This is a genomic window from Paenibacillus sp. FW101-FHT12H11, from assembly GCF_058790355.1.
In genome coordinates this window covers 284,519-296,801 of sequence record NZ_JBYTCO010000002.1, presented here as the reverse complement: position 1 = coordinate 296,801, position 12,283 = coordinate 284,519, and the positions used below count along the sequence as shown (strand labels likewise).

The 12,283-nt window shown below is 45.4% G+C and carries 15 protein-coding genes; 11 read left to right on the top strand and 4 right to left on the bottom strand.

What is annotated here, in order from left to right; translation table 11 throughout:
* Positions 1-36 precede the first annotated feature (36 nt).
* A complete protein-coding gene (locus AC3WTJ_RS06955; protein ID WP_492521220.1) occupies positions 37-795 on the bottom strand; it encodes an alpha/beta hydrolase in 759 nt (252 codons plus the stop codon).
* 77 nt (positions 796-872) lie between these two features.
* Between AC3WTJ_RS06955 and AC3WTJ_RS06950 the strand changes: the two genes are divergently transcribed.
* From AC3WTJ_RS06950 to msrB, 6 genes are all read left to right on the top strand, one after another.
* The gene (locus AC3WTJ_RS06950; protein WP_492521219.1) at positions 873-1,718 is read left to right on the top strand and encodes an HAD family hydrolase; all 846 of its coding nucleotides are present in this window, start codon (positions 873-875) and stop codon (positions 1,716-1,718) included.
* A gap of 33 nt (positions 1,719-1,751) precedes the next feature.
* Positions 1,752-2,201, top strand: a complete 450-nt coding sequence (locus AC3WTJ_RS06945) for a DUF6157 family protein (RefSeq protein WP_492521218.1) — start codon at positions 1,752-1,754, stop codon at positions 2,199-2,201.
* A gap of 160 nt (positions 2,202-2,361) precedes the next feature.
* The gene (locus tag AC3WTJ_RS06940) at positions 2,362-3,117 is read left to right on the top strand and encodes a DUF2087 domain-containing protein (protein WP_492521217.1); all 756 of its coding nucleotides are present in this window, start codon (positions 2,362-2,364) and stop codon (positions 3,115-3,117) included.
* A 9-nt stretch (positions 3,118-3,126) separates the two neighbouring features.
* Positions 3,127-3,501, top strand: coding sequence for a GIY-YIG nuclease family protein (locus AC3WTJ_RS06935; protein WP_492521216.1), 375 nt, complete (start codon positions 3,127-3,129; stop codon positions 3,499-3,501).
* Positions 3,502-3,626: 125 nt separating this feature from the next.
* Positions 3,627-4,559, top strand: coding sequence for a manganese-dependent inorganic pyrophosphatase (locus AC3WTJ_RS06930; protein WP_492521215.1), 933 nt, complete (start codon positions 3,627-3,629; stop codon positions 4,557-4,559).
* A gap of 113 nt (positions 4,560-4,672) precedes the next feature.
* Positions 4,673-5,653 carry a peptide-methionine (R)-S-oxide reductase MsrB gene (gene msrB / locus AC3WTJ_RS06925; protein WP_492521214.1) on the top strand — a complete coding sequence of 327 codons (981 nt, stop codon included), beginning with the start codon at positions 4,673-4,675 and terminating at the stop codon, positions 5,651-5,653.
* 67 nt (positions 5,654-5,720) lie between these two features.
* On the opposite strand, the gene AC3WTJ_RS06920 is transcribed toward msrB, so the two are convergent.
* Positions 5,721-6,611, bottom strand: a complete 891-nt coding sequence (locus tag AC3WTJ_RS06920) for a cation diffusion facilitator family transporter (protein WP_492521213.1) — start codon at positions 6,609-6,611, stop codon at positions 5,721-5,723.
* Between the two features lie 244 nt (positions 6,612-6,855).
* Between AC3WTJ_RS06920 and AC3WTJ_RS06915 the strand changes: the two genes are divergently transcribed.
* From AC3WTJ_RS06915 to AC3WTJ_RS06905, 3 genes are read left to right on the top strand one after another with little or no spacing between them, the layout of a single operon-like run.
* A complete protein-coding gene (locus AC3WTJ_RS06915; protein WP_492521212.1) occupies positions 6,856-7,503 on the top strand; it encodes a serine/threonine protein kinase in 648 nt (215 codons plus the stop codon).
* 49 nt (positions 7,504-7,552) lie between these two features.
* Positions 7,553-7,816, top strand: coding sequence for an HPr family phosphocarrier protein (locus AC3WTJ_RS06910; RefSeq protein WP_127456074.1), 264 nt, complete (start codon positions 7,553-7,555; stop codon positions 7,814-7,816).
* A gap of 24 nt (positions 7,817-7,840) precedes the next feature.
* Complete coding sequence (locus AC3WTJ_RS06905; RefSeq protein ID WP_492521211.1) at positions 7,841-8,143, top strand: hypothetical protein; 303 nt, start codon at positions 7,841-7,843, stop codon at positions 8,141-8,143.
* A gap of 47 nt (positions 8,144-8,190) precedes the next feature.
* Here the strand turns inward: AC3WTJ_RS06905 and AC3WTJ_RS06900 are convergent, their stop codons facing one another.
* Entirely contained in the window at positions 8,191-9,087 is an 897-nt protein-coding gene (locus AC3WTJ_RS06900) for a YitT family protein (RefSeq protein WP_315949750.1), read from the bottom strand.
* Positions 9,088-9,129: 42 nt separating this feature from the next.
* Positions 9,130-9,492 carry a hypothetical protein gene (locus AC3WTJ_RS06895; RefSeq protein ID WP_407872429.1) on the bottom strand — a complete coding sequence of 121 codons (363 nt, stop codon included), beginning with the start codon at positions 9,490-9,492 and terminating at the stop codon, positions 9,130-9,132.
* Positions 9,493-9,850: 358 nt separating this feature from the next.
* Here AC3WTJ_RS06895 and AC3WTJ_RS06890 point away from each other — a divergent pair, with 358 nt between their 5' ends.
* Entirely contained in the window at positions 9,851-11,773 is a 1,923-nt protein-coding gene (locus AC3WTJ_RS06890) for a DUF2334 domain-containing protein (protein WP_492521210.1), read from the top strand.
* 38 nt (positions 11,774-11,811) lie between these two features.
* The gene (locus AC3WTJ_RS06885; protein WP_492521209.1) at positions 11,812-12,246 is read left to right on the top strand and encodes an NUDIX hydrolase; all 435 of its coding nucleotides are present in this window, start codon (positions 11,812-11,814) and stop codon (positions 12,244-12,246) included.
* The last annotated feature ends 37 nt before the right edge of the window (positions 12,247-12,283 follow it).

Sequence of the window (12,283 nt, the reverse complement as noted above, 5' to 3'; positions counted from 1 at the left end):
TGGACAACCCCTTTTTTATACGGTAAATTCAACTTATTATTGTGCTCGCTCGGTAGGATGCACAACAGATCTTTCCCAATCCAGCAGCAGTTTGACGGTTTCATCCAATTGTTGCTCGGCCGAAATTTCCGCAGGGTGATCCCCTTTCTGAAAGCCGTAGCTGCCGAATTGCGAATGGTTTCCGCCGCGGATCGTGTGATATTCAGCCGTATTCGGTAAATCGCTTTTTGCTTTTGTCAGCGCCGCCATATTGATGGCTCCATCATCGGAACCAACGATGGAGAATACGGGTAAGTTAGACGAAACTAAGCTTCCTTTAGGATCTGGATAAGAGGCAAAGAAAAAGACACCATCCAATTCGCTGGCATGAGCTGCAGCATAACGAGCTGCCATCACGCCGCCAAGAGAATGGCCGCCAAGCAAAAAAGTTTCATCCGCCGCTTTCGCCGCAATGATCGGCTGGGCACGGTCTCCGCCGAATATGGCGAGATTCAGAGGCATTTTCACAATATAAACGCGATGACCTGCTTGTGCAAACGCTTTAGCATAAGTCGCATAGCTCTCCGGCTTCACGAGGCCGCCAGGATAATAAATGATGCTGGGTTGTACAGGGGTTTTGGGTTCAAAACGGATGACCTGTTCCACATCACTGACCGTAATCTCATCAGTAGACTGCATGGCAGACAACGCGGCTAGACTTGGCTGGTAGGGTCTCAAATACAAGTAGATGGCTCCCATCAGAACAACAATAAGAGCTAACCCCGCTTTCCACCAGTGGCGTTTGAAAGCTTTCACGATCCATCACCTCTCGCCGAGTAGGTTATCAATTCAAAGGGGGAGTGTCAAGTGTATCCTTATGAGGAGGTTTTTTAATGAACAAAGGTTATTATTTGACTGATTTAGATGGTACTATGCTTCGCTCAAATGCCACTTTATCCGATTATACGGTCCGTGTAATAACGGAAGCTTTGGAAGCTGGAACGGTGATCAGCTACGCAACAGCAAGGAGTTATCAAAGCTCAACCGCTGTTGTTTCCCAAATTCCCTGGCGTTACCCGCTTGTCCTCTACAATGGAGCCTTGCTGTTTGACCCCGTGGATAAACGTGTGTTGGACGGTTACTTTCTTGACCGGGAGCGTACGGAAGCAATTTTAGCCATCGGCAAATCAAGAGGTTTTGTTCCACTCTTATTCGCTCTAGACCATGAAGATCGGGAAAAGGTCCTGCATGAAAAGCTTGTTAGAACAGGGGATTTGCAGTTTGCTGCTAGCCGACCGAATGATCCTCGATTCAACGAAGTGAAGGAGTTAAGCTGTCCGCCACATTTACGTACACTGCTTATCACATATATTGGTTTGCTAGAGGAGTTGGAGCCCCTCAAAGCGGCAGTTACTTCAGCGTTTGGCGCTGAGATCCATATTCATATGATGAAAGACAACTATATTGAAAACCATTATTTTCTGGAGTTCAGCCATCCCCAAGCGAACAAGCAGGAAGGACTCCTTTTATGGGCAAAACATGTTGGCTGTGCGGCAGATAAAATCACTGTGTTTGGCGATAATCTCAATGATGTCGGGATGTTTCGCGCTGCTGGCCGCAAAATTGCTGTGGAGAATGCGCATGCTGAGATTCTGCATTTGGCGGATGAAGTCGTGTCAAGCAATGATCAGGATGGCGTTGCTGCCTATGTGGAAGCCCGTTTGAGAATGGGTGTATAATGGAAAAAATAGGGGAAAGGAGTGAATTAACCAATGCCTTATAACGATGAAAACATGAGTTATTCGAATACGTTCATTCAAGTCGCGACGGATTGTCCTGTTGAGATGGGAGTCGAGCCGCCGATGAAAAAGGAAGGCAAAACGGCTCACCGAATTCAATATGAGCTGTTGTCGCAGAACCCTTACAAATTCACGCAGGGCGAACTCATCTATGCGGTACATTTGCAGCATAAACAGATTACAGATGAGGAAAGCAAGCAGCGCGGCGCCGAAATTCGTGAGGCGCTGTTTGCCAAAAATCACCCCTGTCTTCGAGCATCCATGCTCCCGAAGAAACACGGTTGGGGCGTTCACTACAATGAAGAAGGCAAAATAGCGATCTACCCGATGGAATCGGAAGCATACCGGCAATTTGTTGAAGCGGGGTCAGACCAGCCGGACGGGCCTAAGCTTTTGTTTGCCATGCGCAGTTCACGCGGATGAGTGGAAGAATATGTTTGGGGGTAACCGAACCAAAGGTTACCCCCTATTTGTTTTTTGCGCAAAGGGATGAATTGGTATCACCTCACGCGTTGTTGACATATTTATAAACAAAATAATATAATGTCTATGAATTACTAAACAATTTGAGGAAGTGTTTGTTTTGGAAGTGTCTGATCAGTTTTGGCAGACTTCAATCGACGACTGGAAGCGCGGCTACGTGAAGGAGAATGAATACTATTGCTGTCTGTTATGCGGAAAGCGGACGGAAGCGGGAATTATTTATCCGGAAAGCGGAGTTTTATATGAAGCAGAACGATATATGAAATGGCATATCCAACATGCGCATGTTTCAGTTTTTCACTATTTAATCGGTCTGGACAAGAAACTTACAGGGTTAACAGATCATCAGAATAGTTTGTTGAAGCTGTTCTACGAAGGCAAGAACGATAGTGAAGTTCAGCAGGCAATGGGGATTGGCAGCGCCTCGACCATTCGCAATCATCGCTTTGGGCTGAAAGAGAAAGAGCGGCAGGCCAAAGTTTTTCTAACGATGATGGAGCTGTTGAAAGAAAAGGATCAGCATGCGCCAACTTTTGTAGATATTCATAAAACGGCTACGATGGTGGATGAACGATACAATGTCACAAAAGATGAGTATGAGCAGATTGTCAAAAAATATTTCCCGGAAGGTACATCGGGTAAGCTCACCTCCTTCTCACAGCAAGAAAAACACAAGTTTGTTGTTCTTCGTGAGATCGCCAAACGATTCGAACAAGATCGCTTTTATGGAGAAAAGGAAGTTAACGAGTTGTTAAAACCGGTGTATCACGACTATGTGAAAATCCGCAGGTATCTAATTGAATATGGCTTCCTGGACCGCGAAGAAGATGGCAGCCAATATTGGTTGAAAGGATGAAATGAGACCATGACAAAAAAGGAATCAAATCAACGGAGACAAGAATTGCAGCAAATCTATAAAGAAACGAAAAAAGAATCCGGAGTATTTCAAATCCGCAATACGGTGAATGATAAGCGCTGGATCTCGAGCACAAAAAATTTACGCTCCTTAAACGGCAAACGAATGGAACTTGATATGGGTAAACACATGAATCATGCCCTGCAACTCGAATTGAACGAATTTGGAAGCAGTGCATTTGAAGTTGAGGTGCTGGAAGTGCTTAAAGTAAAGGAAACAGGGTACTTCGATGAGGATGACGCCTTGAGGAAGCTGGAAGACAAATGGCTGGAACAATTGCAGCCTTATGATGATCGCGGCTATCATAAGCGAAAGCCTGAATAACCCGGATCATTTTGCACGCATGAATAAGGTTTTGGTTTAGTAATGGATTTACTGAGATTTTTTAGTATAATCGTAGGTAGAGATTGAAAACTCTTACTACACTTTTACTAATAAGGAGTCTTATCATGTCAAAAACACTTATTTTCGGACATAAAAATCCGGACACTGATTCAATCACATCAGCAATTGCTTATGCAGCACTGAAAACGAAGCTTGGCCAAGAGGTTGAAGCTGTTCGTCTAGGCAGCGTGAATGGTGAAACACAATTTGCACTCGATACGTTTAAAGTTGCGGCGCCTCGTCAAGTCGAAACGGTTGCGAACGAAGCGGCGAATGTAATTTTGGTTGACCACGTTGAGCGTCAGCAAAGCGCTGCGGACATTGATCAAGTGCGTGTAGTGGAAGTTATCGACCATCATCGAATTGCAAATTTCGAAACCAGCCACCCGCTGTACTACCGTGCAGAGCCAGTTGGTTGCACAGCAACGATTTTGAATAAATTGTACAAAGAAAACGGCGTTGCCATCGATAAGGACATCGCAGGTCTGATGCTTTCTGCTATCATTTCTGATTCCTTGCTGTTCAAATCTCCGACTTGCACAGAACAAGACGTTGCCGCAGCTCGTGAGCTTGCAGCAATTGCTGGTGTAGACGCTGAAGAATATGGTCTGCAAATGCTGAAAGCAGGCGCTGATCTGAGCGACAAAACCGTTGCTCAATTGATTTCCCTGGATGCAAAAGAGTTCCAAATGGGTAGCTACAAAGTGGAAATCGCGCAAGTTAACGCGGTGGATGTCAACGATGTGCTTGCGAAGCAAGCCGAGATCGAAGCGCTACTTAACACCATTATTGCTGACAAAAACCTGGATCTGTTCCTGTTTGTCGTGACAGATATTCTTAACAACGATTCCGTGGGTCTTGCCCTTGGCCGCAAAGCTGAAGCTGTTGAAAAAGCATACAAGGTAACGCTTGCCGACAACAAAGCACTTCTGAAAGGCGTAGTTTCCCGTAAATCGCAAATCGTTCCTGTACTTACAGATATTTTCAATAACCTGTAAGCAGGAAACGGCATACCGCAGGCATCGTTCGCGCAAGTGGACGGTGTCTTTTTGGTTATCACGCAAACTTTTGGTATGATAGAAGTGATTTCAATGAAAGAGGTGGAGAAGAGATGGAAACTAACGTTCAACAAAGTAAATATGACAAGGCAACATTTGCCGGGGGTTGCTTCTGGTGTATGGTTACACCGTTCGACCAGCTGCCGGGGATTGTGTCTGTTGTATCTGGTTATATAGGTGGTCATACAAGTAATCCGACATACGAAGAGGTATGTTCGGAAACAACAGGTCACGCTGAAGCCGTCCAAATTACATTTGATCCCGAACTTTTTTCGTACCATAAATTATTGGAAACCTACTGGCGCCAAATCGACCCTACAGATGCGGGTGGACAGTTCCATGACCGCGGCTCCTCCTATCGTACAGCGATTTTCGCACATACGGATCAGCAGAAGTTGGAAGCGGAAGCCTCCAAGCAAACTTTGCAGGATAGCGGACGTTTCAACGCTCCGATCGTAACGGAAATCGTGCGTATCGATGCGGATGCTTTCTACCCGGGAGAAGAGTACCATCAGGATTATCATCATAAAAATCCGCTGCGCTACAAAGCATATCGCAAAGGCTCCGGGCGCGATGCGTTTATTTCCAAACATTGGAACACGGCCAAAGACAAAGAGGAGCGCAAGAAAAAGCTTACTCCATTGCAATATGAAGTGACGCAAAACAGTGCGACAGAACGACCTTTCGACAATGAATTCTGGGACTCCCATGAAAAGGGATTGTACGTAGACATTGTTTCAGGCGAACCGCTATTTACCTCCATCGATAAATTCGATTCAGGCTGTGGTTGGCCCAGCTTCACGAAGCCGGTATTCGAAGGCAACGTGAAAGAGAAAACCGACACCAGCCATTTCATGGTCAGGACGGAAGTACGCAGCCAGGAAGCGGATTCGCATTTGGGTCACGTGTTTAATGATGGTCCTGGACCAACTAGACTCAGATATTGCATCAATTCAGCTGCACTTCGGTTCGTCCCTCTAGCCGATATGGAAAAAGAAGGATATGGAGCTTATCTTCGTTTCTTTGAAGTTTAATTAATCAAAAAAGACGCCAGTCAGGTTTATGCCTGATTTGCGTCTTTTCGCTTATATGCTCTGTGTTTTAATCTTCGTACCAGGGATTTAAATGGATAAGAACTTCGTCAACATCGGCGTGCTGGTCCATGATCGATTTTTTGATCACACGGGTAATATCGTGTCCTTCCTGAACGGTTAGTTCACCAGGGATGGATACTCTAGCATCTACCAGAATGTAGTGTCCATGTTCTCGAGCACGAATACGGTCTATTCGTTTTACTTCAGGCACGGCCTCAATCAGTAAGATGTATTGGTGAAGTTTCTCTTGATCAACTGTTTTTTCCATCAAAATATCGAAGGATTCTTTGCCCATTTCCACGGCTAATCTTAGAACGAGCAGGGATACGATAATTCCCGCCGCTGCATCGCCAATGGATAACCACGCAATGTTATAGGCTCCTCCGACAAATGCCAAACCAATACCAATAACTGCAGCGAGCGAAGCGTAGACATCGGCTAAATGATCTTTCGCAGTCGCTATCAGACCCTTGCTGCTCGTGTTAACGCCAATTCGCATGGTGTATTTATAAAGCACATACTTCCAAACGGTTGAAATAACAGCAGCCGTAAAAGCGACCCAACTTGGGGATTGAGGTTCGTGAAATAAGGCAATAGTAGAATGATAGCCAATATAAAGTGCTGCAATCAGCAGGATAAAAGCGACAAATCCAGAGCCGAGCACCTCAGCTTTACCATGCCCGTAAGGGTGGTCCTCGTCAGCTGGCAGTTTGGATATGCGCATCGCGCTAAGGGCCGCGATTGTGGCGATAATATCGCCGGCATTATGGAGTCCGTCGGCCAGCAAAACTTCACTTTGGAACCATAACCCGATAATAATCTTCATGAGCGTTAGAAAAATGTTGCTGATCAGCGAAAGCCAAATCGCCAATACGGATGATTTGTTGTCTACAGTCATGAATGATGACCTCCTACAGAAGTGTTTCCCGAAGGAAAAAAAATCCCTTGACCTAGGTACAGCTCAGGTCAAGGGATTTTTTGATTTATATCGTAATCTAGTAACTATCAATAGGCGCATAATCAACACTTCACTTTACACAAATATCTTTGTATAATACCACACATAGCAGAAATTAACAAACCACGAATCAGAGAATCTTGGAGAGGCACTAATTTGTGGGGGAAGGAAGTCTGGAGAAACAATGTTAAAGCCATGGTTACTTGAGATCGAACATCAATTATTGCCACAGTTAGAGATATACAGCAAACAACCCTACGATCCGATTGTAGTCCATTATATTCCGAAGCCGTGGAAATTGCTTGGTTCAGGTAACTATGCGGCAGTACTTATGCACCCCAATTATTCGGATCTTGTTGTTAAGGTATACGCGCCAGGCAGGCCGGGAATCGAAGAAGAAACGGAAGTCTATCGACGACTAGGCAAGCATCCCGCTTATTCCGAATGTTTGCATGCAGGAGACAATTACTTAGTTCTGCGCCGATTAACTGGCGTTACGCTTTATAAATGTTTGCAGCGTGGACTTCCGATTCCAAGGCAGGCCATTGAGGATATAGATGAAGCATTAGCCTATGCGGTTAAAAGAGGCCTGAATCCACATGATGTTCATGGAAAAAATGTGATGATGAAAGATGGCCGTGGATTAGTTGTAGACGTGTCGGATTTCATGAAACAGGAATATTGTCCGATGTGGGACGATTTGAAAAACGCATATGACCGATTTTATTATCCATGGGTTCGCAAAATGCCTATACCAAATTTTGCTTTAAATGTTGTGCGGAGAAGCTATCGGAAATGGAAGAAATTTCGCCGAACTCGTGGTACAATCTAAGTAGAAGAGATGAGATTTCCTAAATTTTAAACATAAGGAAGGCGCGTCTATGAGAGTACATGAATTCGAGCTTGGCGCTGACTTGCAGCGAAGTGATCTAACGGCGATTTCGGCCAAATCTTCACATTTTATGTCGGACATTACAATTGATTTTGAGTATGATCATTCCATGCATTGTGTCGATGTGAAAAGTTTACTGGGTATGCTGTTAATACCGATCAGAGCGGGGACTACGCTGCGCTTGCTGACCAAGGGCAAAGATGAGGAAGAAGCGATGCACTACATGTTCGATCTGTTTCAATCCTATCGGTAAAATCAAATAGATCCTCAATGGCGCGTGACGGGCGAGACCGGCAGTGCCATCTGGGACGGGGCTGGCGCACCGTACGCCGAGGTTGTCGCCGGCGGCGAGCAAGCCGGCAAGTTCCTTCGCGAGCATACGCGTATTGACGCGGAAGTGAGCTGGCAGGGCCGCAGCGGGCACGCTGGCTGCCTGGATGAGATGTTCGCGGCGCTGGAGCAGGGACGCCGTGCGGAGACGGACTGCCGCGATAACATCAAGAGCATGGCCATGGTGCTTGGCGCCATCGACAGCGCGAAGAGCGGCCGTAAGGTCGATCTGAGCAGCTACTGGAGATGAGAAAAAGGGTTGAACAGATGAGATTCTGTTCAACCCTTTTTGTGTGTTTAGTGAATGTCTTTCTTTTTGAAGCGGCCGCCTTTGACATCGTGAATGTTACCAATGGCGAGAAAAGCCTTGGGATCGAGCTCATCGACGATGGATTTTAATTTGGCTTCTTCCAGCCTGGTGATGACACTGAAGATGACTTTCTTGTCATCTCCCGTGAACGCGCCTTCGCCCTTGAGATAAGTAACGCCGCGGCCTAAACGGGAGGTGATGGAGTCACCGATTTTGCTGAACTCATCGCTGATAATCCAAACCGATTTGGATTGATCCAGCCCTTCGATGGTGATATCAATCATTTTGAAGGCGATGTAATACGCAATCAGCGAGTACATGGCATGATCCCATCCGAAAACAAAGCCTGCGCTGCCAAGGATGAAGAAGTTGAAAAACATCACGATTTCGCCAACGGAAAAAGGCGATTTTTTGCTGAATAAGATCGCGACGATTTCTGTCCCATCCAGAGAACCGCCGGAGCGGATAACGAGTCCGACACCGATTCCCAGTATGATGCCGCCGAAAACTGCGGCTAACAGAGGATCAATCGTGAACGCTTGAACCGGGTGGAGCAGGGTCGTTCCGATGGACATTAAGATAACGGAAAATAGCGTAGATAGGGCAAAGGTTTTACCAATCTGCTTATATCCGATTAATAAAAATGGCAGATTTAACAACACCAGAAAAATACCTAACGGGAAGTGGGATAAATGCGACAAAATGATAGAAATACCCACAATTCCACCATCGATAATATTATTCGGAACTAGAAAGACTTCTAAAGCGACAGATACTAAGGCGGATCCGATAATCATAAACATGACTCTGCGTAAAAATTTGAGGCGGGTCAACTTTTGATGTTGGGAGCTTAATTGTACGGCTCCATTTGGCAGGTTAGACATAATAGGTTCCTCTTTTCCTCATTCATTTCCAACATAGCGCTCTTATGAAATAGGAAGTATGAGGCCCGTGTAACCCGAGGTGAATTTAAGGAATGACAGCAGAATTGTTTTTAATCTAAGCCAAATTTTCTTGACAAGATAAATAATGAAAATAACAAAAACGGTAATTTCATACTGTGTATAAACATCATACGGCCATTGGAGCTTATCAAAGCGCGTATAGATTGTTTTTTTGGCAGGAACATGCTCCTGAATCGAAAGGACTTGCGAGGTATTAGCGAGAACAAGTATTTCTGTATCTGACGAAAAATGATGGGAAATCGGCGGAGTTAATGGAAAAATAAATAAACCGAGAATGATCCAGACCAATATTTTCCACTGATGTTGCCGTGTAAATCGATGCAAGAGTCATCCCCCTCCTTGTGCTAAATACAACTAAATTTGTTTGAATTGTAGCATTTCATCTTATCTGAGTCAAACCGCGCTAGGGTGGATTTATGATTTTCAATTCTTACAGGGAGTGATAAAATGGGGTGGAGGACAAAAACCGACATAGTTATGAAGTAAGTGTTCGATTTACATATTTTGTAAGCGTATACATATTGTTGGGGTTGAAATTTTAATCTGGATTAACGCATGAATCGCCTTCATTCATCATTTTTTTTGGAGGAATTAAGCATGAGCATAACCAATTCATATCCAAAGAAGATCATATCCGCAGCCAACTTGCATCAGAGTTTCAGCTTCCATGGGGGGAATTTGTTTGATAAAAAAATTACTACATAAGAATACTTGGTTGCGGTATGGGATTGCGGGCTTAGTATCCTGTGGTTTATTTCTCGGCTTATATCACATGATGACTGTCGAAGGGGCCGATAACAATCCGCGGTTCATGATGCTCCGATTGGAAGACATTGGCCCTGGTGGTTATTATAGCTCTCTTGAAGGTCTAGGTAAGTTAAGGGCGGTCCTCCACTATTTGGATGAGAAACACGTGCAGTTCGGCATGGCCGTCGTTCCGCGCTGGATCAATTTTACAGATGATGGAACTCGCTACGATAAATCGATCGATCAGCTGGACGATACCTATATTCAAGCCTTTGATAAGGTTATCAAAGAGGCTTCGGAGCATCGAGGTACAATCGGCATGCACGGTTATACGCATCAGGCAGGGGAAGTGCGGCGCGGTGATGGCCAGCACGCTTCCGGCGTTGGCAACGAGTTTAATGTCAGCGATTTGCCGGAGACGACGACGGCGGCGTTCGCGGAGAGCCGGGTTAAAGAAGGGTGGGGGCGTTTCCGCAATGCCGGTATGACACCTCATTTCTGGGAAGCGCCGCATTATCATACAGCTCCCGAGCAGGATAAGGTGTTTCGCTCCTATTTTGGGCTCCTGTATCAACCGGATGTCAATATTGATCCCAATCCGCCAGTCGCGAGATATGAAAATATGGTGAATAAAGGCTTTGGAAATGCATCGCTCGGCAGTGTATATGTACCGACGACGCTTTCTTACATTCCAATCGGTAAAGACGAGAAATTTATATTGAACCAATTAGGGGTTGCAGAACGCATTTATTCTTTCTTTTATCATCCCTTTTTGGAATTCAATTATTTGGAACCTGAGCTGGATGAGTTCGGAACTCCCGTTATTCGCGATGGCATTCCAGCTTACCAATATACCGGTGAGAATAAAAGTGTACTTCAAAAGTTGATCGCACAAATTCAGCAAAAGGGATATCCATTTTATTCGATCCATGATTATGTTCCTTTTACACCGGGGGAGAGGCTGAAGGTCGGCAGCACGAAAACAGCTTTGACGGAGATCGGGAATGTCAGCGGCAGCGGTCAAATGGACATCGTGACGTGGGATAAGAAATCGGCAGCCATGTCCGTTATCCAAGGGCAATACAAAGAGCTGCGCAATGATCGTCAGCCGGCATCGCACACATGGGCGTCGATACCGTATGCTGATGGCGCGGCATTTACTTTGAACAGCAGAATCGATAGTAAGAAGCAGGGCCTTTGGATCGTGCGTCCTAACGGTAAGCTAGAAGCCTACGCGTCAACGGGAGATTCATTCAAGCGAAGCCAAGCGTGGTCCATCCCGGCAAATCGCTGGTACGATCTGTATGAACTGAAACAACCGAATGGAGATTGTATCCTTGCTGGGCAATCACAGGATCGAAGCAAACTTCTCGGATTATATTTACACGGGAACGAAATTAAAAGCATTAAACCGTATACGTTCAGATCGAGCGCGGCTCGAGATTTAATCGTGCGGAATTTAGCCGGCAAGGATCAGCAAAAGCTGATGTTATTTAAGGAAAATACCTCACAAGGTGTGGAATTTGAGCTGGATAAGGCTAGTATGCAGTGGAGACTGGACAAAGTTGAGTTGGACATTCCAGATGAGCTCGGCAGCATTCGTTTCGGTGATTTTAATGGGGATGGGAGAGAAGATATTCTTCGCTGGGATCCCAGAAATTTAACCAATCGTGTGTATCAGCAAACGGAGGATCATACGTATAAGCTGCTTTCCATTTTTGGACCTTGGGGTAAAACAAACGGCCGCCTATCTATCGCTGATTTCGATGGAAACGGGAAAGATGATATTGCGATGTATGGAAATGAAGACGGATTCTTGGATGTAGCTTTATCGTTTCAGACCGATCATGTAAAATAAAATAGGTTCATTCGGAAAGAAAAACTTGGAGGATCACCATGCGAACACCTATTTTATATGGATCTGTACACATTTTATTTTATCGAAATGACGAGGTCTTATTGTTAAAACGGCAAAATACCGGGTTTCAAGACGGCAATTGGAGCGTCGTGGCCGGCAGGATGGATGGCAACGAGGAGGTCGTTGCTGCGGCGATCCGGGAAGCAAAGGAAGAAGCAGGCGTCGATATCGAGCCTGGTCAGCTTGAAATTATCGGCATGATGCATCGCAAAAACACGACTTCCGAATGGGTAGATTTCTTCTTGAAAGCGCACGACTGGAAAGGCGAGATCACGAATATGGAGCCGGAGAAATGCGAGCAATTGACATGGTTTCCATTAAGCGAGCTTCCGAGCCAAATGGTCAGCTATATTCGGGTGGCGATCGAGCATAAACAAGATGGGCTTTGGTTTGAAAGTATAGGTTGGAAATGAAAGGAGCTGGCGCTGCCGGCTTTTTTATTTTTTTGCA